This is a genomic window from Bradyrhizobium sp. CCBAU 45384, from assembly GCF_028128665.1.
Taxonomy (GTDB): domain Bacteria; phylum Pseudomonadota; class Alphaproteobacteria; order Rhizobiales; family Xanthobacteraceae; genus Bradyrhizobium; species Bradyrhizobium manausense.
This window is the reverse complement of the sequence record NZ_LBIZ01000114.1, coordinates 67,057-89,841: the sequence shown is the minus strand read 5'-3', so window position 1 is coordinate 89,841 and position 22,785 is coordinate 67,057. Positions and strand designations below refer to the sequence as shown.

The following is a 22,785-nucleotide window of genomic DNA, read 5'->3' as shown; positions in this document are numbered from 1 at the left end:
TTCGCGCTTTCGCGCGGTGACCCCGCTTATGCCAGCGCCTTCAGTGCCGCCTTGCCACCGTACAGCGCCTGCTTGCCGAGCTGCTGCTCGATGCGCAGCAGCTGGTTGTATTTGGCGGTGCGATCGGAACGCGCAAGGGAACCGGTCTTGATCTGACCGCAATTGGTGGCGACCGCGAGGTCGGCGATGGTGGAATCCTCGGTCTCGCCGGAGCGATGCGACATCACCGAGGTGTAGCCGGCCTTGTGCGCCATCTCGACGGCAGCAAGCGTCTCGGTCAGCGTGCCGATCTGGTTGACCTTGATCAGGATGGAATTGGCGCGGCCGGCCTTGATGCCTTCGGCAAGGCGCTTGACATTGGTGACGAAGAGATCGTCGCCGACCAGCTGGCACTTCTTGCCGACGAGGTCGGTGAGCTCCTTCCAGCCGTCCATGTCGTCCTCCGACATGCCGTCCTCAATGGTGACGATCGGATAGCGTCCGACGAGGTCGGCGAGATACTTGGCCTGCTCGGAGACCGAACGGGTCTTGCCCTCGCCTTCATAGACGTACTTGCCGTCCTTGAAGAACTCGGTCGAGGCGCAGTCGAGCCCGAGGACGATGTCGGCCCCTGCCTTGAAGCCGGCCTTGCCGATCGCGTTCATCACGAACTCCAGCGCGGCGTCGGCCGACGGCAGGTTCGGGGCGAAGCCGCCCTCGTCGCCGACATTGGTGTTGTGGCCGGCCTTCTTCAACTCCGACTTCAGCGTGTGGAACACTTCCGCGCCGTAGCGCAGGCCTTCGGCAAAGGAAGGCGCACCGACCGGCAGGATCATGAATTCCTGGAAGTCGATCGGGTTGTCGGCGTGCACGCCGCCATTGATGATGTTCATCATCGGCACCGGCAGCAGCCGCGCCGAGGTGCCGCCGACGTAACGATAGAGCGGCATGTCGAGCGAATTCGCCGCGGCCTTGGCGCAGGCGAGCGAGACGCCGAGAATGGCGTTGGCGCCCAGCCGGCTCTTGTTCGGCGTGCCGTCGAGATCGATCATGATCTGGTCGATCTGGGCCTGCTGCTCGACATCGAGGCCGCTCAGCGCCTCGAAGATCTCGCCGTTGACGGCGCCGACCGCCTTGGTAACGCCCTTGCCGAGATAGCGGGCCTTGTCGCCGTCGCGCAGCTCGACCGCCTCATGGGCGCCGGTGGAGGCGCCGGACGGCACCGCGGCGCGGCCAAGCGCGCCATCCTCCAGCACAACGTCGACCTCGACGGTGGGATTGCCGCGGCTATCGAGGATTTCGCGTCCGATGATGTCGATGATGGCGGTCATGAGGGCCTCTTTTCCGGGAACAAAGGGGGCAGTTCGCGGGTGCTTCTACCGCAATGCATCGAGACGGAAAAGGCCGGGTGACGGCCGCCGAATGATTGGCTATGAGGGCCGCATGTCGAAAAAACCCAGCAAATCGAACACCTCACCCAGCCTGCAACTCGGTCGCGCGGTGGAATGGCCAGATGCGCCTGAGAAAGCTCAGCTCGATCGCGTGCCCAATCCGCAAGGAGGGACCGACTACCTGGTCCGTTTCACCGTGCCGGAATTCACCTCGCTCTGCCCAGTCACGGGACAGCCCGATTTCGCCCATCTGATGATCGACTACGCGCCCGGCCAGTGGCTGCTGGAGTCGAAATCGCTCAAGCTTTACGTCGCGAGCTTCCGCAATCACGGCGCGTTCCACGAGGATTGCACCGTGATGATCGGCAAGCGCATCGCGCGCGAGATCAAGCCGAAATGGCTGCGCATCGGCGGCTATTGGTATCCGCGCGGCGGCATTCCGATCGACGTGTTCTGGCAGACCGGCCGCGTGCCGAAGGGCCTGTGGGTGCCCGAGCAAGGCGTCGCGCCGTATCGTGGCCGGGGCTAGTGGGAGAGCCCTGACGTTGACATCCGGCGCGACATAGTCACGCCGTGGCGTCGGGCGGCACGACCAAGACTGGCACGCTTCCGTTCCCGAGCACCTCGGATGTCTGACTTCCCAAAAACAGCTTTCTGAGGCCGCGGCGCCCATGAGAGGCCATGACGATCAAATCGCAGCCTCTGGATCTTGCGGTTTCGACAATCGCCGTGGCCGGGTGCGAATTGGGAACGTGCAGGAGTTCGACCGGCATCCCGCGCTGCTCGGCTATGCCTCGTGCCCGATCGAGTACCCTGCCGGCGCGTTCCCTGCAGGCCGCGTCAAAATTGTCGACCTCTTCCTGCGACGGCACCCATCCCGAGTCAAATCCTCCGCCATAGTCGATCGGCAGCGGTTCGGTCACGGTGATGATCGTCGCTTTGGCATTCAACGCTTTCGCCAGCGCAATTCCATGCTCGAGGCCTTTTGTGGCGACGTCCGAACCATCGGTGCTCAAGAGAAGATTGGCGTACATTGCGGCTCCTTGTTGCGCGCCCCGCATGCCCTCGCAATTGATGCCCCGGCGAATATGATCCGATCCTCGCCGCCGGTCCAATCGCTTTTGTTTTAATCTCGATATCCCGGCTTTTACGCCACTTCACACGCCGGTCGCGGCCCTGGATCAGGCTCGCGCGTCGGACGGCGCCCGCGGCCTCAGCAGCGCGGCGCAGGCAAGGCCCAGCAGCACCATGAGCACGGCGCTTGCGGCCAGGGTCGGCGCCTTGCCGGCATGCGCCAGACCGAACCCGTAGGCGAGCGGACCGACGGTCTGGCCCATGAAGAAAAAGAACGAGTGCAGCGACATCGCTGTTGCCCGCGCCTCGACCGACAGCTCGCTGGCGAACACCTGCAGGCAGCCATGGATCATGTAGAAGCCCCAGCCCATCAGCAGCATGATGGCGAACTGGACCTTCCAGCCGGGGCCAAGGGCGAGCGCTGCGAGCTGAAGCGCGACGAGGCTCCCGCCAGCGATCATCATCCCTTTGACGCCCAGTCGCGGCAGGAAGCGCGCGACCGTGAAAGTATAGAACAGCCCGCCGACCGCGAAGCCCGCGATGACGATGCCCGCGATCGACAGCGAGGTCTCGCCGAGATCGAACAGCAGCGCGGCGATGAAGGGAAACAGGCCGAACACGCAGCAGCCCTCGACGAACACGGCCGAATAGCAATAGCGCGCGTTCGGATTGGCGAGAATGGTGCGATATCCCTGCCGCAAGGTCCTCAGATCGCTCTTCGGCCGCGCCGTGAGCGCGGCACCGCGAAAGCCCGCCGCGACCGCGACGGCCGCGATCAGCCCGAGCGCACCGATGATCACCAGCACGCCGCGCCAGCCGACGAGGTCGCCGATGATGCCCGATGCGGTCGCACCTAGCAGGTTGCCCGTCATCGAGCCCGCCAGCGTGCGGCCGATCGCCACCTGCCGCTTCGCCGGCGCGACCAGGTCGGCGGTGAGGCCGAGCGCAACCGGGAACACGCCGCCCGAGGCGATGCCGGCGAGCATGCGGCTGGCGAACAGGCCCGAGAAGGTGGTCGAGAGCGCGCCCAGAATGCAGGCGGCACCGAGCAGCGCCAGGCACAACGTCATCAGCCGCGCCTTGCCGAACAGATCGGCTGCCGCACCAACGATCGGCTGGATCAGCGCGTAGATCAACGCATAGCCGGCCGCAATGCTCGCCGCCGTCGTGATGCTGATCGAAAATTCCTCGGCAACATGCGGCAGCACCGGATCGAGCGCGCGCGTCGACAACGCGGCGGAGAAGCTGGCAAGTGCGATGATGTTGATCGCAGGTGGAAACTTCTGGTCGGACGACGATCTTGCCACGCGCTCGTGCATCAGTGCGCTTGGCCCTTGGCCACCGCGTCGAATGCCATCAGCCTGGCGATCAGTCCTTCGAAGTCGCGCAGCGGCACCATGTTGGGTCCGTCCGACGGCGCGCTGTCTGGATCGGGATGCGTCTCGATAAACAGACCGGCAACGCCGACGGCGACGGCCGCGCGCGCCAGCACCGGCACGAACTCGCGCTCGCCGCCGGAGGACGCGCCCTTCCCGCCCGGCTGCTGCACCGAATGGGTGGCATCGAAGATCACGGGCGCACCGGTGGTGCGCGCCATGATCGGCAGCGAACGCATGTCAGAGACTAGCGTGTTGTAGCCGAAGGAGGCGCCGCGTTCGGTGACGAGCACGTTGGGATTGCCAGCGCTGGTGATCTTCGCAACGACATTCGCCATGTCCCAGGGCGCAAGAAACTGCCCCTTCTTGACGTTGACGACATTGCCGGTTGCGGCTGCGGCCAGCAGCAGATCGGTCTGCCGGCACAGAAAAGCCGGGATCTGCAGGACGTCGACGGCTTGCGCCACCTCGGCGCATTGCGCGGCATCGTGCACGTCGGTCAGCACGGGCAGGCCAAGGGAGGAACGGATCTCGGCGAAGATCGGCAGCGACTGCGCGAGGCCAAGGCCGCGCGCGGCCGAGGCGCTGGTGCGGTTGGCCTTATCGAAGGAGGTCTTGTAGACGAGACCGATCTTGAGCCGTGCGGCGATCTCCTTCAGCGCGGAGGCCACCTCGAGCGCATGCTGACGGCTTTCGAGCTGGCAGGGACCTGCAATGATCGAGATCGGCAGATCATTGCCGAATTTGACCGACCCGACGCTGACGACCGGCGCTGCAGATTGACTGGTGCTCAAGACGCAAAATCCCTGTTTCGGCGCGACCATAGCGGCCGAATGGGCGGGATCAACCCCATTCGGCCCTGACCTTTGAATATCAGGGTTGCGCCACGGCCACCTGTCCGGAACGACGGCTACTTGACTGAAGAGAAAGCAGTCGGAGCCAGAATCTGGCTGACGATGTTGGCAACGATCTGGCCATCCGCTTCGGACTTGGCGCGCGCCTCCACCCATTCTGGATCGGCCATAAATGCCCCCCATTTCTTCTCGCGCTCGGCCAGTGACTCCCAGGCCAGAAAATAGGTCAGCTCCTGGTTGGATTCGCCGATCAGCGTGGTGAAGAACCCTGCCTGCCTGATGCCGTGCTTCTCCCAGATCTTCAGCGTGGCAGTCTCGAACCGCTTGAGCAATGCCGGCAGGCGACCGGGCACGCAGCGATACTGGCGCATTTCGTAGATCATTCTCGTTTCCTCCCTGGAAGGGTGCGACGGTTATAGCGATCGGCCATAGGGCTGTCTTGAGCCCTGCCCGGCCGCCCCCGCAGCGTTTCGCGCATGGCTGGACGGGACCCGGCCACGCGCAGCGCCTGTTCCCGCAATGCTGCCGCAATGATCGGGCCGCTAGAATGGCTCGGTTTCAGTTAGGGTACCTGTCACATGCGGATCTTGCTTGTCGAGGATGAAGTCGAGATGGCCGGCGCCCTTTCGTCGGCACTGAAACGCTACGACATGGTGGTGGATCACGCCCCGACGCTTGCGGAGGCGGAGGAAGCGATTTCCGCCGACGTCCATGCCGCCGTCCTGCTCGACCGCCAGCTTCCCGACGGCGACGGCCTCACGCTGATCCCAAAGTTGCGGGCGCGCGCCGATGGCGTGCCGATCATCGTTCTGACCGCGCGCGGCGAGCTCGCCGACCGCATCGCCGGGCTCGACAGCGGTGCCGACGACTATCTCGCCAAGCCGTTCGCGGTCGAAGAGCTGCTGGCGCGATTGCGGGCGGTGCTGCGGCGGCCCGCGGGCCTGTCCCCGGACGTCATCCGCGCCGGCCGCATCGCCTTCGACCTCAACCATCGCGAGGCCAGCATCGACGGCCAGCCGTTCGAGCTTCCCCGCCGCGAGTTGCTGGTGCTCGAAGCCCTGATCCGCCGGATGGGCCGCACGGTGCTGCGCGCGGCGTTGGAGGAAGCCGTCTACAATTTCGACGACGAGATCCAGTCCAACGCGCTGGACACGCATGTCTCGCGGCTGCGCCGCAAGCTTGCCGAGGCCGACGCCGGCGTAGAGATCCACGGCATCAGGGGCGTCGGCTATCTCCTGAAGAAGCTCACATGAGCAGGCACGACGATCCCTATTGCCTGCGCTCGCGATTGAGCTGGCGCCTGCTCGCGCTCCAGGCCGCGCTGCTGCTGGCATTGGTCGGCGTGATCGTCGGTGCGCTCTGCGCCTCAGGCTTCGTGCTGGCGGAGCGCGACGAGGACCGCGTCATCGATGTCGTGCAGCGCGCGCTTGCACGCGACGCAGCTGGTGGCCTGATTCTGCGGTCGACGCCCGATTTGACACAGTTGCGTTCCGAGACACCGGACCTCTGGTTCCTGGTCCGCGACCGGCAAGGACATTCGCTGACCGAAGGCGCCGTGCCGGCGGAATTCGCAACGATCGGCAGCGGTCTCGACCATATCAGCCAGGCGCGGCTCGGCTGGCAGATGTTGGAGGATGATCCGCGCAAGCCGGCGGCGCGGCTGAAGCGCGTCAACACCGATGCCGGCAATGTGCAGATCATCACCGCGACGCAGGGACGGCTGACCGGCGCCAAGGCACTCTTCATGACCTCGCTGGCGTTTCTCGGCATCGCCCTGCCCGGCCTGCTGATTATGGGTACCGCGACCTTCATCGCGACGCCGATGATCGTGCAGCGCGCCTTCCGGGGGTTGGATGCAACCGCGGACCAGGCGCGCCGCATCGACATTCATCAGCGGGGGGCGCGGCTGTCAGTGGAGCGGATTCCGCTGGAGGTCGTGCCGCTGGTCACCGCAGTCAACGATGCGCTGGCGCGGCTCGACCAGGGCTATATCAGGCACAAGCGTTTCGTTGCGGACGCCGCGCACGAGTTGCGCACGCCGATCGCGATCCTCAATACGCGACTGGAATCGCTGCCCTCTGGTCCGGACAAGACCCGGCTGCTGGAGGATACTGCGCGGCTGGCGACGCTGGCCGAGCAATTGCTCGACATCCAGCGGCTCGACCGCTGCGGCCATCCCTTTGCACGTGTCGATCTCGTCGCGGTCGCGCAGAGCGCGGCCGCCGACCTCGCGCCGCTGGCCATTGCCGCCGGCTACGAGCTTGCGCTCGATGCGCCCTCAACGCCGGTCGAGACGATTGGTGACGCAGCCGCGCTGGAACGGGCGCTGACCAATCTCGTGCAGAATGCGATCCAGCACGGCCCGCGCCGCGGCACGATCGGCATTCGCGTCAGCAAGCCCGCTTGCATCGAGGTCACCGACGAAGGCGCCGGCATTCCACAAGATCAGCGCGAGCAGATCTTCGAGCCGTTCTATCGGCTCACCCCGCTCGACCGTGGCGCCGGCCTTGGTCTCAACATGGTGCGCGAGATCGTGCTGCTGCATGGCGGCCAGGTCGCGGTCACCGACGGCGCAGACGGCGGCACCTGCTTCAGAATGACGCTGCCGCCACATCGGCAGGATTGAATCAATCTGCATCCGCACCTCGCACCGCAATGCTGTCGCAATCCAGCGGCGCAACAGTGCATTCGCATCACCTCTGGTTTCATGAGGTGCAACCGAAATGCCGGAGTGCGCATGCCCAACGATTTTCTCTCCTTCTTCCTGTCCTGGATGTCCTCACCGCGCCAGGTCGGCGCCATCGCACCATCGGGTGCGGCGCTGGCCGATCTCATCACGCGCGAGATTACCGAGAAGACCGGCCCGATCCTCGAGCTCGGTCCCGGCACCGGCGCATTCACCTACAAGCTGCTGAAGCGCGGCGTCAGGCAGCAGGATCTCACGCTGATCGAATACGGCTCGGATTTCATGAAGCTGTTGCAGATGCGCTTTCCCGGCGCGCGCGTGCTGTGGATGGATGCGGCGCGGCTGGCGACGGAGCGTCTCTATGACGGTTCGCCCGTCGGTGCGGTCGTGAGCGGCTTGCCGCTGCTCAACATGTCGACGCGCAAGGTCATCTCGATCGTCAGCGGCGCATTCAGCTATGTCCGCCCCGGCGGCGCCTTCTACCAGTTCACCTATGGCATGAGCTGTCCGATCCCGCGGCCGGTGCTCGACCGCCTCGGCCTGCGCGCAACGCTGGTGGACCGGGCCTTCATGAACGTGCCGCCGGCCGCCGTCTACAAGCTGACCCGGCGACCGCAAATGACGCTGATTGCGGGATCGCTGGCGCAGGAGGCTTCAACACCCGCCCCAGCGCAAGCGGATTGTTAGACCAACCGCCTCCCTAATTGCGAGCATGGGCTCAATAGCGCTCGGGCGCTCTTCTTGGTATTGTCGCGGCTCGATCTTGCGGATGAGCCGCCGGTGACGCTCAAGGGCAGATGGCGCCGCGGCCAACGCGATCAGGGGAGGCAAGACATTGACCTATTTTGATCTCGGCCCTTACAGCCGCAAAATCACCACCTCGTCGCCCGAGGCCCAGCTCTGGTTCGACCGAGGGCTCAACTGGGTGTTCGGGTTCAACCACGGTGAAGCGATCAAGTGTTTTCGCAAAGCGCTGGCGTACGACGGAAACTGTGCGATGGCGCACTGGGGCATCGCCTACGCATCGGGCCCCAACTACAACCTTCCCTGGGTTCGCTATGACGCCCACGGCCGTCAGCTGGCGCTCGCGGCATCCTACGATGCGACGCAGGACGCTCTCGCGCATGCGGACAAGACTGGCCCGGTCGAGCGCGCGCTGATCCGTGCGTTGCCTGCGCGCTATCCCCAGCGCGAGGCCATCGAGGACATGGCGCCGTGGGACAAGGCTTTCACGCAGGAGATGCGCAAGGTCTTCGCGACATATTCAGACGATCTCGATGTCCGGGCCATCCTTGCCGAGGCGATCATGAACGAGACGCCGTGGCTGATGTGGGACCTGACCTCTGGAAAACCGACGGCGGGAGCCGGCACCGAGGAATGCAGGACGGTTCTCGAACAGGCCTTCGACAGGATGCCGGCGGCATGGGATCACCCGGGGCTGCTGCATCTCTACGTCCATCTCATGGAGATGTCGCCGTTCCCGCAACGAGCAATGCGAGCCGGCGACCGGCTGCGCACGATCGCGCCCGACAGCGGACATCTGATCCACATGCCGACCCATCTCGATGTGCTGTGCGGACAATACAACGACGTCCTGCTGTACAATCAGAAGGCGCTGGCAACGGATCGAAAGTTCCTCGCTTACTCCGACGATCCAGGTGTCTACCTGGTCTATGTCATCCATAATTTCCACTTCGCCATCTACGGCGCGATGTTCCTGGGCCAATATGCTCCCGCCATTGCGGCAGCCGAGGAGCTCATTGCGACCGTGCCCGATCCGGTGCTGCGCATTCAATCGCCACCCATGGCCGACTTCCTGGAAGGCTACCTGACGATGAAGCAGCACGTGCTCGTGCGCTTCGGCAAATGGAACGATATCATCGCGCAAAAGCTGCCGGAGGATCGCGAGTTGTACTGCTCGGTGACCGCCATGATCCACTACGCCAAGGCGGTCGCTCATTCGGCGCTTGGCCACGTCACTGAGGCCGAAACCGAAAAGGCGCTGTTCGCGCAGGCAAAGACCCGCGTGCCGGAAAGCCGGCTCGTGCACAACAACAAGGTCGTGAACCTGCTTGGTGTGGCCGACGCCATGCTGAATGGGGAGCTGGAATATCGCAAGGGCAACTACGACATGGCCTTTGCCGAGTTGCGCAGATCGGTCGCACTCAGCGACGCATTGCCCTATGACGAGCCCTGGGGATGGATGCAGCCGCCGCGCCACGCGCTCGGCGCGCTGCTTCTGGAGCAGGGACGGATCGAGGAAGCCGAGGCGGTGTACCGCTCCGACCTCGGCCTCGATGGAAAGCTAAGCCGGGCCTGTCAGCATCCCGACAATCTGTGGTCACTTCACGGATTGCATGAATGCCTGGTGCGGCGTGGCGACAAGGTCGAGACGCCGCTGATCAAGCAGCGGCTCGATCTCGCCCAGGCCCGGGCGGAGGTGCCGATCAAGGCATCCTGCTTCTGTCGCAGGATGGAGATGGCGGCCGCGTAAGCGACCGTGCGAGACAGATCACCGGAAACGGCTGAGCCGGTTACACCAGCCGGCTCTGCTTCGCCGCCGCCTCGATGAACGAGGCGAACAGCGGGTGCGGCTCGAACGGCCGCGATTTTAGCTCGGGGTGGAACTGGACGCCGATGAACCAGGGGTGATCCTCGTATTCGACGATCTCGGGCAGCACGCCGTCGGGCGAAAGGCCGGAGAATTTCAGGCCGTGCTGCTCGAGGCGATCCTTGTAGGCGGTGTTGACCTCGTAGCGATGGCGGTGGCGCTCGGAAATCTCGGTCGCGCCGCCATAGACCTGCGAGACGCGGCTGCCGCGGCTGAGCGCGGCGGGATAGGCCCCTAAGCGCATCGTGCCGCCGAGATCGCCGGCCTGCGAGCGCTTCTCGAGCTCGTTGCCGCGCAGCCACTCCGTCATCAGGCCGACCAAGGGCTCCTTGGTCGGGCCGAACTCGGTGGAGTTGGCGTCCTCGATGCCGACGAGATTTCGCGCGGCTTCGATGACGGCCATCTGCATGCCGAAGCAGATGCCGAAATACGGCACGTCGCGCTCGCGCGCGAACTGCGCCGCCTTGATCTTGCCTTCGGCGCCGCGCTGGCCGAAGCCGCCCGGCACCAGGATGCCGTTGACGTGTTCGAGGAACGGCGCCGGATCTTCCTTCTCGAAGATCTCGCTCTCGATCCAGTCGAGATTGACTTTCACCTTGTTGGCGATGCCACCATGCGAGAGCGCCTCGATCAGCGACTTATACGCATCCTTCATGCCGGTGTACTTGCCGACGATGGCGATGGTGACGTTGCCCTCGGGGTTGCGGACGCGCTCGTTGATCTTCTGCCAGCTCTGCAGCGCCGGCGGAATCCGCGAGCCGATGCCGAAGGCGGCGAGCACTTCATCGTCGAGGCCGGCGTTGTGATAGGCCTCAGGGACGGCGTAGATGTTGTCGACGTCGCGCGCCTCGATCACGGCGCTTTCGCGCACGTTGCAGAACAGGCCGAGCTTGCGCCGCTCTTCCTTCGGGATCTCACGGTCGGTTCGGCACAGCAGGATATCCGGCTGGATGCCGATCGAGCGCAGCTCCTTCACCGAATGCTGCGTCGGCTTGGTCTTCAATTCGCCGGCGCTCGGGATGTAAGGCAGCAGCGTCAGGTGGATGTAGACGGCGTGGTCGCGCGGCAGCTCGTTCTTGAGCTGGCGGATCGCCTCGAAGAACGGCAGGCCTTCGATGTCGCCGACGGTGCCGCCGATCTCGACCAGCACGAAGTCGTACTCGTCATTGCCTGACAGCACGAATTCCTTGATGGCGTTCGTGACGTGCGGGACCACCTGGATGGTCGCGCCGAGATAATCGCCGCGGCGCTCCTTCGAGATGATGTCCTGGTAGATGCGCCCCGTCGTGATGTTGTCCTGCTTGGTCGCAGGACGTCCGGTGAAGCGCTCGTAGTGACCGAGATCGAGATCGGTCTCCGCGCCGTCATCGGTCACGAACACTTCACCGTGCTGATACGGCGACATCGTTCCGGGATCGAGGTTGAGATAGGGGTCGAGCTTGCGGAGGCGGACCTTGTAGCCCCGGGCCTGCAGCAGGGCACCGAGCGCCGCTGAAGCGAGACCCTTGCCGAGCGAAGAAACCACGCCGCCGGTGATGAATATGTACCGCGCCATGGGACCTAACCTCTAATCCCTCAAACCCGATTCGCCAAAGCGATTCGTATTCAGCCCCAAAGAATCTGCGGGCCTGTGGGTGAGCCAAAACGAAGAATGGTGACAGAGCCTTGATGGGGATTGTTGATGCAGGACGCTAGCCACCGTCCTGCATGGCCCCCCTGCTTTATTGCGAGCGCGGCACCTGCGGGCCGCTCGGAGCCGCCGGAGCCTGCTGCTGCTCGTCCGCCTTCTTCAGCGTGTCCAGAATACCGCCCGACGTCGGCGCGGTGATCGGGTTGGCGCCGCCCGGCTGGGTCTGTGACGCGGGCTGGCCGATGATCGAGGACGGCGCGCGGTTGTAACCGGCGTACCAGGACAGGAACAGGCTGGTCAGGAAGAAGCCCGCCGCGAGGACCGCGGTGGTTCGCGACAAGAGATTCGCAGTGCCACGGCTCGACATGAAGCCAGCACCGCCGCCCATGCCGAGGCCGCCGCCTTCCGACTTCTGCAGCAGCACGGCGCCGATCATGACGGCGACGATCATGAGGTGGATGACGATGACAACGGTCTGCATGCTATCCTTCCGTCACAAGCGGGCGGCGCCTGACGGCGGCCGATCGCGCTTCGCGGGTTTTCCTGAAGTTGCGCGGTGTTACACGATCGGAGGGGGTATTGCCACCCCCGATCGCCCCCGGATCAAAGCTTTGACTTAGCTAGGGGCAACCCTTCGCGATCGCAAGGAAGTCGGCCGCCTTCAGGCTGGCGCCGCCAACCAGCGCGCCGTTGACGTTTTTGACCGCCATCAGCTCGGCTGCGTTCGACGGCTTGACCGACCCGCCATAGAGGATCCGCATTTTCGCCCCGTCAGCCTTGAACCTGGAGCTCAGGAACTCCCGGATAAACCCATGAATCTGCTCGACATCCTTGGCCGTGGGGGTGAGGCCCGTGCCGATCGCCCAGACCGGCTCATAGGCCACGACCAGATTGGCGGCCGTGGAGCCGTCCGGCAGCGAGCCGTCGAGCTGGCCGCGGACGATGTCCAGGGTCTGGCCGGCATCGCGCTGGGCCTGCGTCTCGCCAACGCAAACGATCGCGACCAGCCCGGCTCGCCAGGCGGCTTCCGCCTTCTGCCTGACAAGCGCATCGCCCTCGCCGTGGTCGGCGCGACGCTCGGAATGGCCGACGATGATGGCGCTCGCGCCTGCGTCCGCCAACATTTCGGCCGCGATATCGCCGGTATGGGCGCCGGAGGCCTTGGGATGGCAGTCCTGGGCTCCCACCGCGACCTTCTTGCCCCGCGCCTTCTCGGCAAAGGCCGCGATCAGGGTCGCCGGCGGGCAGACCAGCAGATCGGCCTTGCCTGATACCTCTGCCGCACCATTGAGCATGGCGTCGAATTCGGCGGCCTGGGCTTTCAGGCCGTTCATTTTCCAATTGCCGGCGATCAAGGGGCGGATGGCTTCGGTCATGTCAATGTCCAGCGGAATGAGGTTTGTGCATGCGCTAGCAGAGGCGCCGTGGCAGTTCCAGAGACCAGACGCCTCTAACCGCAACTTCGAGGGCCGGCCTGAGGCGAGGTTGCGGGGCGAAAGCCGCCACTTTATGATGGCATATCAATTTGGTGACGCGCTTTTGCGGAATCTGCATTAAGACGCGCTCCCGTTCCCCTCCTATCAAGACAAGTTGGACCAAATGCTTCGAGGAATGCGCAAGGCCTCATCAAACTGGGTCGGCAAGACCATCATGGCCGTCGTGATGGGCGTGTTGATCATCAGCTTCGGCATTTGGGGCATCGCCGACATTTTCCGGGGCTTCGGGCAGTCCACGTTGGCCAAGGTCGGCCACACCGAGATTTCGCTGAACGAGTTCCGCCAGATCTACACCGACCGCCTGCAGCAGATCGGCCGCCAGTTCGGCCGTCCCCTCACGCCGGACCAGGCGCGCGCGTTCGGCCTTGACCGCCAGGTGCTGCAGCAGACGATTGCGGAAGCCGCCCTCGACGAGAACGCGCGACAGATGGGGCTGGGCCAATCCGATGAGCAGGTCCGCCAGCTCATCATGAACGACCCGAACTTCAAGGGCGTCGACGGCAAGTTCGATGCGAACCGCTTCCAGGGGCTGATCCGTAATTTCGGCTACACCGAGCAGCGCTACGTGGCCGAGCAGCGCAAGGTAGCGCTGCGCCGGCAGATCACGGGCACGATCGGTGCCGGCCTCGAGCCGCCGAAAACCATGCTCGAGGTGGCGACGCGCTTCCAGAACGAGCAGCGCTCGATCGAGTTCGTCAGGCTCGATACGGCGCAGGCCGGCACCATCGATCCCCCCTCGCCCGAGGCACTCGCCGCCTATTTCGAGGATCACAAGGTCCAGTTCCGCGCGCCCGAATACCGCAAGATCGTCTTCGCCATGATCTCGCCTGAGGAGATCGCCAAGTGGAGCGACGTCTCCGACGATGACGCGAAGAAACTGTTCGATCAGCGCAAGAACCAACTCTCCACGCCGGAGAAGCGCCAGATCAAGCAGATCGTGTTTCCTGATGCCGCCCAGGCGCAGGCCGCGCGCGAGCGTCTGGTCGGCGGGATGTCTTTTGAAGATCTCGGCAAAGAGCGCGGTTTGACGGCCTCCGATGTCGATCTCGGCCTGGTGACGAAATCCTCGCTCGAACCCACCGTCGGCAATGCCGCCTTCGCGCTTTCCGTCGGCGAGATAAGCCAGCCGATCCACGGCCCGATTGGCGTCTCGATCGTCAAGGTCGAGAAGATCGAGCCCGCCGCCGAGGCCGACTACGCCAAGTTTGCCGCCGACGTGAAGCGATCCATCGCGACCGAGCGCGCGCGCAGCAAGGTCGGCGAGCTCCGTGACAAGATGGAGGACGAACGCGGTGCCGGCACCAGCGTCGCCGATGCCGCGCAGAAGCTCGGGCTCACGGCCGTGACCATCGACGCCGTCGACCGCTCCGGCCGGGCGCCGAACGGGCAGCCGGTCGCCAACATTCCCCCGGGCCTCGATGTGGCGTCGCAGGCCTTCAACAGCGATGTCGGCGTCGACAACGACCCGATCTCGTTCAAGGGCGGCTACGTCTGGTACGACGTGCTCGCCATCACGCCGTCGCGCGACCGCAATCTCGACGAGGTCCGCGACCAGGTCGAGGCGCGCTGGCGCCAGGACCAGATCGCCACCAAGCTGAAGGCGAAGGCGACCGAAATGGTGCAGAAGCTCGAACAGGGCGGCAAGCTCGCCGACGAGGCCGCAGCGGTCAACGCCAAGGTCGAGACCGCCAGCGGCTTCAAGCGCGACGACACTCCGGCCGGCGTGCCCGCCAACATCGTTGCGGCCGCCTTCCGCACCGCCAAGGACGGCGTCGGGCAGGCGCCCGTGACCGGCGGCACCGAAGTCATCGTCTTCCGCGTCACCGACATCGTCGATCCCGCGGTCGACACCGCCTCCGATGCCGTCAAGAAGCTGAAGGAGAGCGTCGGCAAGTCGCTGACCGATGAACTGGTCGCCTCCTACGTCAACAAGCTTGAAACCGACATCGGAACCACCATTAATCAGGCCGCCTTCGCGCAAGTGACCGGCGCGAACCAGTGAGTTGAAAGCACGCGATGGACGACCTGAAATCGATCATTGGAAAAGTGGCGACCGGCGCCAGCCTGTCGCGTGAGGAAGCCGCATCCGCCTTTGACGCCCTCATGTCCGGCGAGGCCACCCCCTCGCAGATGGGCGGCCTCTTGATGGCGCTGCGCGTGCGCGGCGAGACCGTGGAGGAGATCACCGGCGCGGTGACGGCGATGCGCTCGAAGATGCTCACCGTCGACGCCCCCGCCGACGCGGTCGACATCGTGGGCACCGGCGGCGACGGCTCCGGCTCGGTCAACGTCTCGACCTGCGCCGCCTTCATCGTCTCGGGCACCGGTCTTCCCGTCGCCAAGCACGGCAACCGCGCACTGTCGTCGCGTTCGGGCACCGCCGACGTGCTGGCCTCGCTTGGCGTCAAGCTCGACCTCAAGCCCGAGCAGGTCGGGCGCTGCGTGCGCGAATGCGGCATCGGCTTCATGTTCGCGCCGGCCCATCACCCCGCCATGAAGAACGTCGGCCCGACCCGGGTGGAGCTCGCCACCCGTACGATCTTCAACCTGCTCGGGCCGCTCACCAACCCGGCTGGCGTGAAACGGCAGATGGTCGGCGTGTTCTCCAGGCAATGGGTGCAGCCGCTGGCGCAGGTGCTGAAGAATCTCGGCTCCGAATCCGCCTGGGTGGTGCACGGCTCCGACGGCCTCGACGAGATCACCCTCACCGGCCCGACCTTCGTTTCGGCGCTCCACAATGGCGAGATCAGGAATTTCGAGGTGACGCCCGAGGACGTCGGCCTGCCGCGCTGCGAGCCCGGCGCCCTCAAGGGCGGCGACGCCGACGCCAATGCGATGGCTCTGCAAAACGTGCTCGACGGCAAACCGAGCCCCTATCGCGACGTCGCGCTGATGAACGCCGCCGCGGCGCTGGTCGTCGCTGGCCGCGCCAAGGACCTGAAGGAAGGCGTCGCGATCGGTGCGAAATCGCTCGACAGCGGCGCTGCGAATGCGCGACTGAAACATCTGATCGCGGTCTCGAACAGCTGAACCCGTCATGTCCGATATCCTGACCAAGATCGAGGCCTACAAGCGCGAGGAGATCGCGGCGGCCAAGCGCGCGCAGCCGCTCTCGGCGCTCGAGGCACAGGCCAGGGCGCAAGGCGCGCCGCGCGGCTTCGTGCGCGCAATCAAGGCCAAGCATGCCGATGGCGATTACGCGCTGATCGCCGAGGTGAAGAAGGCCTCGCCCTCCAAGGGGCTGATCCGCGAAGATTTCGATCCGCCCCTGCTGGCCAAGGCCTATGAAGCGGGCGGTGCGGCCTGCCTGTCGGTGCTGACCGATGCGCCCTCGTTCCAGGGCCATCTCGACTTCATGGTGTCGGCACGCGCGGCGACCTCGCTGCCTGTGCTGCGCAAGGATTTTCTGTTCGACACCTATCAGGTCGTCGAGGCGCGGGCGCACGGCGCCGACTGCATCCTCATCATCATGGCCGCGCTGGATGACGCGACGGCCAGGGATCTCGAAGACGCCGCGATCGCCTACGGCATGGACGTGCTGATCGAGATCCACGACCGGACCGAGCTCGATCGGGCGCTGAAGCTGCGTTCGCCGATGATCGGCGTCAACAACCGGAACCTGCGCACCTTCGAGACGTCGCTGGCGACCAGCGAGATGCTGGCGCCTCTGATCCCCGAGGGGCGGCTGATGGTCGGCGAAAGCGGCATCTTCACGCCCGCAGACCTCGCCCGGCTCGAGCGCGTGGGCATGTCGACCTTTCTGGTCGGCGAGAGCCTGATGCGGCAGGCCGACGTCACTGCCGCCACGCGCACGCTGCTCGCGCGCGAGACCAAGGCCCGTGCCACGGGCGCGCGCTGACATGGTGCGCAAGATTCTGGCGCGCAGGCCTGCGAAGACCAGGCCTTCGAAGAAGGCGGGCCCTGCCCTCACCCATATCGGCGCCACCGGCGAGGCGCGGATGGTCGACGTCTCGGACAAGGCCGCGACCGAGCGGCTCGCCGTTGCCGAAGGCCGTGTCGTCATGGAAAAGGCAACGCTCGACCTGATCGTGTCTGGCAACGCCAAGAAAGGCGATGTGCTCGGCACCGCACGCATCGCCGGAATCATGGCCGCGAAACGGACCTCGGAGCTGATTCCGCTCTGTCATCCGCTGGCGCTGTCGAAGGTCACGGTCGACATCGAGCCCGATGCGAAGCTGCCGGGCTGCGTGGTCCGCGCCAGCGTCAAGGTGACTGGCCCGACCGGCGTCGAGATGGAAGCCCTGACGGCGGTGACGGTCGCCTGCCTCACCATCTACGACATGATCAAGGCGGTCGAGCGCGGCGTGCGCATCGAGAGGATCCATCTGATCGAAAAGCTGGGCGGCAAGTCGGGCCATTACCGCGCCTGATCCGGTGCCATGTCAGCGTTGAGCTTGCTGCCCAGGCCGCTCACGAACGTGATGACAGCAAGTGCGAGACCGGCGCCGTGGGTATCGATTGCATTTGTGCGCATCCGTTTATGTCGCGTTAACCGCGATTCCTAACGTCGCCTCCACATCGATCCCGTAAACCGACGGATGTCATGAGGATCAAGTAGCCACCCTGACGTGTGTGGACGGCAGCGATCGACATGATGACAAGATACGGCAGCCGCCTCTTCGACCAGGCCTTCGTGCGCAGCGGACCGATCCGCTGGCTCGTGGTGGGCGGCACATTGCTCATCGCGGCGATCGCCGTCGGCGCGGTATTGATGGCGCAGAATTTCCGCGAGCGCGCGCTGCGCAACTCCAGTCGCGAACTGGAAAACACCGCGCTGCTGCTCGCCCATCATTTCGATCAGCAATTGCAGGATTTCGTGGTCATCCAAAAGGACTTCGTCGACCACGTCCGCCTCAGCGGAATCCTGACCGCGGATGACTTCCGCAAGCGCCTCTCCGGCGAGGACGTGCACCGGATGCTGCGCTCGAAGATCGAGGCGCTGCCGTACATGGGCGGCGTCAACATCATCGACGCCGACGGCAATGTGATCAATTCCTCGACGGCATGGCCGGCTCCGAAGGTCAACGTTGCCGACCGCGCCTATTACCGCACGTTCCGGTACGATCCGCAGGCGCCCGACGTGCTGATCGAACCGGTTCACAGCCGCATCTCCGGCGCCTGGACCATCCTGATCTTGCGCAGGATCATGGGGCCACACGGCGAGTTCATGGGTGCCGTCGGACGCGGCATCGAGCCGGCTAATTTCGAGAAGTTCTTCGAAACCCTCATGCTCGGCGATAGCGCCACGATCTCGATGCTGCATCGGGACGGCACACTGCTTGCCCGCTTTCCCCAATCGAGCGACATGATGGGACGCAATTTCAGGAACGGCTCGTTCGAGCAGCAAAGGATCTTCACGCAAGACCATTTCGCGGGGCGGATGGTGAGCCCGATCGACGGCGAGGACCGGCTGGCCTCGGCGCGCACCCTCCCCCACTTCCCGATCCTGATGATGGCGACGACAACGCGCGCGGCAGCGCTGGCCGACTGGCGGGAACAGATCGGAATCCTGATTTCGGTCGCCGGCGCGTCCGCGCTTGCGATCGCGGGCGTGTTGACCGCGATCGTGCGCAAGCTGCTGGAGCAGCACCGCATGTCCCGGGAACGGTTGACACTGGAGAAGCAGCGTCTCGATCGCGCCGTCAACAACATGACCCAGGGCCTTTTGCTGTTCGACGCCTCGCAGCAGCTGGTGGTCTGCAATCAGCGCTACATCGAGATGTACGGCTTGTCGCCCGACATCGTCAGACCCGGCTACAGTTTCCGCGACATCATCGCGCACCGCAAGGAGACGGGCTCGTTCACGGGCGATGTCGACCAGTATACCGCGCGCGTGCTGGGCGACATCCACGTGCGCAATTCCATGGTGGTCGACACCAGCGATGGCCGCTCGATCCAGATCGTCAACGAGCCTCTCGCCGACGGCGGCTGGGTCGCGACCCATGAGGACATCACCGAGCGGCGCCGCACCGAGGAGCGCATCACCCACCTCGCCCACTACGACGCGCTGACCGACCTGCCCAACCGCGCCAAATTCCACGAACATCTGCGCGAAGCGCTAGCCGCCATCGGCCGCGACGAAGAGCTCGCCGTGCATTGCATCGACATCGACGAGTTCAAGGGCGTCAACGACGCGCTCGGCCATCTCGTCGGCGACGAGCTGTTGAAGTCCGTGGCGGAGAGCCTGCGTCGCTGCGCCGGCCCAAACGATTTCGTTGCCCGGCTCGGTGGCGACGAGTTTGCGATCGTGCAGGGCGCGGTGACCTCGCAGGACCAGGTCAACGAGCTCATTGCCCGGATCTTCGCCGCGATCCGCACGCCGTTCGATTGCATGGGCCATCACCTCACCACCGACGCCAGCATCGGCATCGCGCTGGCGCCGCGACACGGCAACGCGCTCGACCAGATCCTGAAGAACGCTGATATGGCGATGTACGCCGCCAAATCTGCCGGGCGTCACACCTATCGCTTCTTCGAGCCGGAGATGGACGCCAGGGTGCGCGAGCGGCGCCGGCTGGAGATCGACCTGCGCCACGCCATCGCCCAAGGCGGGTGCGAAGGCGGCCTCGAGGTCTATTACCAACCCTGCGTCAGCCTGAAGGACGATCGCATCACCGGCTGCGAAGCGCTGGTGCGCTGGCGCCACCCCGAGCGCGGCATGGTTTCGCCGGCCGAGTTCATCCCGATCGCCGAGGATACCGGGCTGATCAACGAGATCGGCGAATGGGTGCTGTCGACCGCCTGCCGTGAGGCGGCCACCTGGCCCGACGACATTCGCCTTGCGGTCAACGTCTCGCCGGTTCAGTTCAAGAGCGGCACGCTGGCGATGAAGATCGTGGCAGCGCTGGCCGCCTCCAGCCTGCCGGCGAGCCGGCTCGAGCTCGAGATCACCGAGGCCGTGCTGATCCGCGACGATGACACCGCGCTGGCGATCCTCCACCAGCTCCGCGCCATTGGCGTGCGCATTGCGCTCGACGATTTCGGCACCGGCTACTCCTCGCTGAGCTATTTGCACCGCTTCCCGTTCGACAAGATCAAGATCGATCGTTGCTTCGTCAACGACATCGCCGGTCCCGACGGCTCCGCCAGCATCGTGCAGGCGGTGGTCAATCTCGCCAGCGCCCGTCGCATGGCAACCACGGCCGAAGGCGTTGAGACCGAGGAGCAGCAGCGGCTGCTGCGCACGCTCGGCTGTACCGAGATGCAGGGCTATCTGTTCAGCGCCGCGAAACCGGCCGACAGGATGCTGGAGCTGTTCGCGCTTCATCGCAGCCGGCTCGCCCAGCGCGAGGCCGAACCAGGCCGTCGGCGCGAGGTTGGCTAGGGCGGAGTTCGGCTGCCGGCGCAGCGGCATTCCCAGAAGCTCTCCTCAAGACATACAACGCAGGTCTGCTCGAGACGCTCCCTCAGGACATTTCGCGCGCGGTGAAGACGAACGGTCAGATTGTTCACGGTCACGCCCAGATCGGCGGCAACCAGCTCCCGCGGTTCACCGGCAAGATCTATCCTCCTGATGACTTCGGCGTGCTCGGGCTTCAGCAAGGTCAAATGGGTATGAAGACACTCGCAGACCACGGTATTCGCCGCGGCATCCTGGTCGGCTGCAAGACGGTCGTTGAGCTCGTGCGGAAACGGCATCTCCCGCGTCCTGCTCTTCAATCTCTGACGGTGAAAGTCGGCGATGGTCGTTGCCAGGACCCTGCTCAACCAACCTCGAACCGAGTCCGCATCACGAATGTCGCCCGACCGCTCCAGTGCGCGCAACATGAACGCCTGGAGCACTTCCTCCGCTTCCGCCCTCCCGCCAAAGCGTCGCTGCAGATAGCTGCGGAGGCGATCGTAACTGCTGACGAGAGCAGTACGAACAACGCTCTCCTGCGCTTCCAAGGAGCCGGCTCTCCGCGCCGGTCGGCTCTCGTTCGGCGATTTCATGACCAAAGTCCTTGCATGACGTTCGGTAGATCGCTTGGCTTGATCGGGAACGCGTCAATCGGACACGCTCCGTTCGCTAGTGCGGCAGCCGTCCGAGCATTGGTCGCGAGGGCTCGCCGCTACAGCGGCGCACAGGGGATGACCTGAGCCGACGATCGCGATGCGGGCATTCTTCTGCTCGACGCGCAGCGCGCGCGGGTGCCGACCAGGACCGATCATGTCGCTCGCTGCGCGAGGTCTTGGCGCGCGTCGCCGTCATCCGCCTGGGCATCGCGCCCATTGCCGATGTGTCGGCCCGCGCTCCAACCTGGAGCGAGTCAGCCTGGTGGCCGGGAGCTATTTCAGGTGATGGGAGGCCGATAGTGGCGACGGAACGTGCCTTCGTCGCCGATCACGTCAGGCTGGGCTTCGCAACGCGAGCGCGGCACGACGAACTCCCCAATCCCGGGCGCCTGAGGCGACACGGCGGTGAAGCAGAGGACCGAGCCGCAGCAGCTCGCATGCCGGTCGCAGGGTCGATCCTGGTCGTCATCACAATCCCCGGCCATCGCAACGTCATGCGAATGAACCGCCGATCCGACCGCGTCGTCATGCCCGTGTGAATCCGCAGGCTGATCGGCCTGGTACTCATACTGCATCATTGAGTCGAGGGGGATCGAAATCGCAAGAGACGGCGTCATCGATGCGAACAGGTAAGCGACGGCGACAAGCCATCCCCACCATCTTCGCCTTGGCTTTCGCAAGCCAATCATCTCCGCACCTGCTATCACGACCGGGAAACATATAGCCCCGGTTGCAGTGACGGCCAATAGAAAACGGCACACACAGATTAGACAATGCGAGAGCTGCGATAGACGAATTGCACGTGCGGGAATTTGGGGTCCGGCGCGGCCGCCGGATACCGTGCGAAAACGAACGCCCTGATTTTTTCGTCCGCTCCCGTAATATAGGGCACCCATCTGCGTCGCACGCCCCCGGTCAGTGATGCTTCATCCAGCCGACACCTTTGATGTCGTTGAACGAGTCGGTCCGGTGACACAGAAAGCATTGATCGACCGATGCATGCTCCTGTCCGGCGATCACCCGATCCATCATCGCGAAGTGACCCATGTAGTGGCTCGGCGGCGCCTGATGACATTGGGCGCAGTCCTTCGACGTTGGCGAAGGATGCAGGAAACCGACGATTGTCCAAAACGCGAGACCATGGCAATTCGAGCATTGCCGTCCAAACAGCTCGCGGTGCGGTTGCCGGTTGCTGTGGCAGTTGGCGCAATCGAGCTCTGCCTTTTCCCGCCTCTCGGACTTTGGCAGGCCGAGAAACTCCTTCAAGTCCTCCGCCAATCGATCGGCCGTCCTGTCAAACAAGTTCCCGCCAGCGGGAGGCATCGCAACTTGCAGCAGTGAAGCGTGATCCATCCTGATCGGCCGCGGCCCGCCAATGTGCTCACGATGGCAGCCGGAACATTGACCGGCCGCCGCAGCATGAAACGCCGTCGACTGCTTGCCGAGATCGCCCGCAGACGGCGCATGACAGGCGATGCAGGCCGCAGCATCAACGCCCTTGGTCGGCGTGTGGCAGCTCTCGCATCTGTCGGACAGAAATGCGTGCTTCCCCGAGAGCGGCCCGGGCATCACGAACCTTTTCCAGCCCGGGACGACTTCGGAGCTGCCCCGATACAGAGCAATCGACGTGACGGCCGCGCTTGCGAGGGCCAGCGTCGCGACCACGACGTAG

At 64.8% G+C, this 22,785-nt stretch carries 21 protein-coding genes; 11 read left to right on the top strand and 10 right to left on the bottom strand.

The annotated features are described in order from the left end of the window. Positions 1–26: 26 nt before the first annotated feature. Positions 27–1,310 carry a phosphopyruvate hydratase gene (eno, locus tag XH80_RS26650; RefSeq protein WP_271601137.1) on the bottom strand — a complete coding sequence of 428 codons (1,284 nt, stop codon included), beginning with the start codon at positions 1,308–1,310 and terminating at the stop codon, positions 27–29. 112 nt (positions 1,311–1,422) lie between these two features. Between eno and queF the strand changes: the two genes are divergently transcribed. Then, positions 1,423–1,899, top strand: coding sequence for a preQ(1) synthase (gene queF, locus XH80_RS26645; protein WP_057756723.1), 477 nt, complete (start codon positions 1,423–1,425; stop codon positions 1,897–1,899). Positions 1,900–1,936: 37 nt separating this feature from the next. Here queF and XH80_RS26640 read toward each other — a convergent pair whose 3' ends face one another. The 4 genes from XH80_RS26640 to XH80_RS26625 all read right to left on the bottom strand — a co-directional run bounded on the left by XH80_RS26640 (position 1,937) and on the right by XH80_RS26625 (position 5,057). Further along, entirely contained in the window at positions 1,937–2,404 is a 468-nt protein-coding gene (locus XH80_RS26640; RefSeq protein ID WP_271601136.1) for a universal stress protein, read from the bottom strand. Positions 2,405–2,551: 147 nt separating this feature from the next. Continuing rightward, positions 2,552–3,763, bottom strand: coding sequence for an MFS transporter (locus XH80_RS26635; protein WP_271601135.1), 1,212 nt, complete (start codon positions 3,761–3,763; stop codon positions 2,552–2,554). Continuing rightward, positions 3,763–4,614, bottom strand: coding sequence for a 3-deoxy-8-phosphooctulonate synthase (gene kdsA, locus XH80_RS26630; RefSeq protein WP_271601134.1), 852 nt, complete (start codon positions 4,612–4,614; stop codon positions 3,763–3,765). Before kdsA ends, XH80_RS26635 begins: the two co-directional genes overlap by 1 nt. A gap of 116 nt (positions 4,615–4,730) precedes the next feature. After that, entirely contained in the window at positions 4,731–5,057 is a 327-nt protein-coding gene (locus XH80_RS26625) for an NIPSNAP family protein (protein ID WP_271601133.1), read from the bottom strand. Between the two features lie 195 nt (positions 5,058–5,252). On the opposite strand from XH80_RS26625, the gene XH80_RS26620 reads away from it, so the two are divergent. The 4 genes from XH80_RS26620 to XH80_RS26605 all read left to right on the top strand — a co-directional run bounded on the left by XH80_RS26620 (position 5,253) and on the right by XH80_RS26605 (position 9,854). Further along, a complete protein-coding gene (locus XH80_RS26620) occupies positions 5,253–5,927 on the top strand; it encodes a response regulator (RefSeq protein WP_271601132.1) in 675 nt (224 codons plus the stop codon). Beyond that, entirely contained in the window at positions 5,924–7,300 is a 1,377-nt protein-coding gene (locus XH80_RS26615; protein WP_271601131.1) for a sensor histidine kinase, read from the top strand. The genes XH80_RS26620 and XH80_RS26615 overlap by 4 nt, the downstream gene beginning before the upstream one ends. A gap of 111 nt (positions 7,301–7,411) precedes the next feature. Continuing rightward, positions 7,412–8,047 carry a class I SAM-dependent methyltransferase gene (locus XH80_RS26610; RefSeq protein WP_271601130.1) on the top strand — a complete coding sequence of 212 codons (636 nt, stop codon included), beginning with the start codon at positions 7,412–7,414 and terminating at the stop codon, positions 8,045–8,047. Between the two features lie 148 nt (positions 8,048–8,195). Further along, on the top strand, positions 8,196–9,854 hold the full coding sequence (locus XH80_RS26605) for a hypothetical protein (protein WP_271601129.1): 1,659 nt from the start codon (positions 8,196–8,198) through the stop codon (positions 9,852–9,854). A 40-nt stretch (positions 9,855–9,894) separates the two neighbouring features. Here XH80_RS26605 and XH80_RS26600 read toward each other — a convergent pair whose 3' ends face one another. The 3 genes from XH80_RS26600 to tpiA all read right to left on the bottom strand — a co-directional run bounded on the left by XH80_RS26600 (position 9,895) and on the right by tpiA (position 12,977). Further along, positions 9,895–11,526: a CTP synthase gene (locus tag XH80_RS26600; RefSeq protein ID WP_271601128.1), complete on the bottom strand. Its 1,632-nt coding sequence runs from the start codon at positions 11,524–11,526 to the stop codon at positions 9,895–9,897. 166 nt (positions 11,527–11,692) lie between these two features. Then, the gene (gene secG / locus XH80_RS26595; protein WP_220005706.1) at positions 11,693–12,082 is read right to left on the bottom strand and encodes a preprotein translocase subunit SecG; all 390 of its coding nucleotides are present in this window, start codon (positions 12,080–12,082) and stop codon (positions 11,693–11,695) included. Between the two features lie 139 nt (positions 12,083–12,221). After that, complete coding sequence (gene tpiA, locus XH80_RS26590; protein WP_271601127.1) at positions 12,222–12,977, bottom strand: triose-phosphate isomerase; 756 nt, start codon at positions 12,975–12,977, stop codon at positions 12,222–12,224. Positions 12,978–13,200: 223 nt separating this feature from the next. Between tpiA and XH80_RS26585 the strand changes: the two genes are divergently transcribed. From XH80_RS26585 to XH80_RS26565, 5 genes are all read left to right on the top strand, one after another. Beyond that, positions 13,201–15,099: a SurA N-terminal domain-containing protein gene (locus XH80_RS26585; protein WP_271601126.1), complete on the top strand. Its 1,899-nt coding sequence runs from the start codon at positions 13,201–13,203 to the stop codon at positions 15,097–15,099. 14 nt (positions 15,100–15,113) lie between these two features. After that, on the top strand, positions 15,114–16,127 hold the full coding sequence (gene trpD / locus XH80_RS26580; RefSeq protein WP_271601125.1) for an anthranilate phosphoribosyltransferase: 1,014 nt from the start codon (positions 15,114–15,116) through the stop codon (positions 16,125–16,127). 7 nt (positions 16,128–16,134) lie between these two features. Then, positions 16,135–16,956 carry an indole-3-glycerol phosphate synthase TrpC gene (gene trpC, locus XH80_RS26575; protein ID WP_271601124.1) on the top strand — a complete coding sequence of 274 codons (822 nt, stop codon included), beginning with the start codon at positions 16,135–16,137 and terminating at the stop codon, positions 16,954–16,956. 16 nt (positions 16,957–16,972) lie between these two features. After that, complete coding sequence (gene moaC / locus XH80_RS26570; protein ID WP_271601315.1) at positions 16,973–17,488, top strand: cyclic pyranopterin monophosphate synthase MoaC; 516 nt, start codon at positions 16,973–16,975, stop codon at positions 17,486–17,488. A gap of 221 nt (positions 17,489–17,709) precedes the next feature. Next, positions 17,710–20,442 carry a bifunctional diguanylate cyclase/phosphodiesterase gene (locus tag XH80_RS26565; protein ID WP_271601123.1) on the top strand — a complete coding sequence of 911 codons (2,733 nt, stop codon included), beginning with the start codon at positions 17,710–17,712 and terminating at the stop codon, positions 20,440–20,442. Here the strand turns inward: XH80_RS26565 and XH80_RS26560 are convergent. Beyond that, positions 20,439–21,005 carry an RNA polymerase sigma factor gene (locus XH80_RS26560; RefSeq protein ID WP_271601122.1) on the bottom strand — a complete coding sequence of 189 codons (567 nt, stop codon included), beginning with the start codon at positions 21,003–21,005 and terminating at the stop codon, positions 20,439–20,441. The two genes, XH80_RS26565 and XH80_RS26560, sit on opposite strands and share 4 nt — an antisense overlap. Before the next feature lie 407 nt (positions 21,006–21,412). On the opposite strand from XH80_RS26560, the gene XH80_RS26555 reads away from it, so the two are divergent. Next, positions 21,413–21,652 carry a hypothetical protein gene (locus XH80_RS26555; protein ID WP_271601121.1) on the top strand — a complete coding sequence of 80 codons (240 nt, stop codon included), beginning with the start codon at positions 21,413–21,415 and terminating at the stop codon, positions 21,650–21,652. A 376-nt stretch (positions 21,653–22,028) separates the two neighbouring features. Here the strand turns inward: XH80_RS26555 and XH80_RS26550 are convergent, their stop codons facing one another. Beyond that, complete coding sequence (locus XH80_RS26550; protein WP_271601120.1) at positions 22,029–22,778, bottom strand: cytochrome c3 family protein; 750 nt, start codon at positions 22,776–22,778, stop codon at positions 22,029–22,031. Positions 22,779–22,785 lie beyond the last annotated feature (7 nt).

Excerpts from the sequence above, each read along its gene's own strand:
- eno (WP_271601137.1), bottom strand. The coding sequence starts at position 1,310 with ATGACCGCCATCATCGACATCATCGGACGCGAAATCCTCGATAGCCGC.
- queF (WP_057756723.1), top strand. The coding sequence starts at position 1,423 with ATGTCGAAAAAACCCAGCAAATCGAACACCTCACCCAGCCTGCAACTC.
- XH80_RS26640 (WP_271601136.1), bottom strand. The coding sequence starts at position 2,404 with ATGTACGCCAATCTTCTCTTGAGCACCGATGGTTCGGACGTCGCCACA.
- XH80_RS26635 (WP_271601135.1), bottom strand. The coding sequence starts at position 3,763 with ATGCACGAGCGCGTGGCAAGATCGTCGTCCGACCAGAAGTTTCCACCT.
- XH80_RS26625 (WP_271601133.1), bottom strand. The coding sequence starts at position 5,057 with ATGATCTACGAAATGCGCCAGTATCGCTGCGTGCCCGGTCGCCTGCCG.
- XH80_RS26620 (WP_271601132.1), top strand. The coding sequence starts at position 5,253 with ATGCGGATCTTGCTTGTCGAGGATGAAGTCGAGATGGCCGGCGCCCTT.
- XH80_RS26615 (WP_271601131.1), top strand. The coding sequence starts at position 5,924 with ATGAGCAGGCACGACGATCCCTATTGCCTGCGCTCGCGATTGAGCTGG.
- XH80_RS26610 (WP_271601130.1), top strand. The coding sequence starts at position 7,412 with ATGCCCAACGATTTTCTCTCCTTCTTCCTGTCCTGGATGTCCTCACCG.
- XH80_RS26600 (WP_271601128.1), bottom strand. The coding sequence starts at position 11,526 with ATGGCGCGGTACATATTCATCACCGGCGGCGTGGTTTCTTCGCTCGGC.
- secG (WP_220005706.1), bottom strand. The coding sequence starts at position 12,082 with ATGCAGACCGTTGTCATCGTCATCCACCTCATGATCGTCGCCGTCATG.
- tpiA (WP_271601127.1), bottom strand. The coding sequence starts at position 12,977 with ATGACCGAAGCCATCCGCCCCTTGATCGCCGGCAATTGGAAAATGAAC.
- XH80_RS26585 (WP_271601126.1), top strand. The coding sequence starts at position 13,201 with ATGCTTCGAGGAATGCGCAAGGCCTCATCAAACTGGGTCGGCAAGACC.
- trpD (WP_271601125.1), top strand. The coding sequence starts at position 15,114 with ATGGACGACCTGAAATCGATCATTGGAAAAGTGGCGACCGGCGCCAGC.
- trpC (WP_271601124.1), top strand. The coding sequence starts at position 16,135 with ATGTCCGATATCCTGACCAAGATCGAGGCCTACAAGCGCGAGGAGATC.
- XH80_RS26565 (WP_271601123.1), top strand. The coding sequence starts at position 17,710 with ATGATGACAAGATACGGCAGCCGCCTCTTCGACCAGGCCTTCGTGCGC.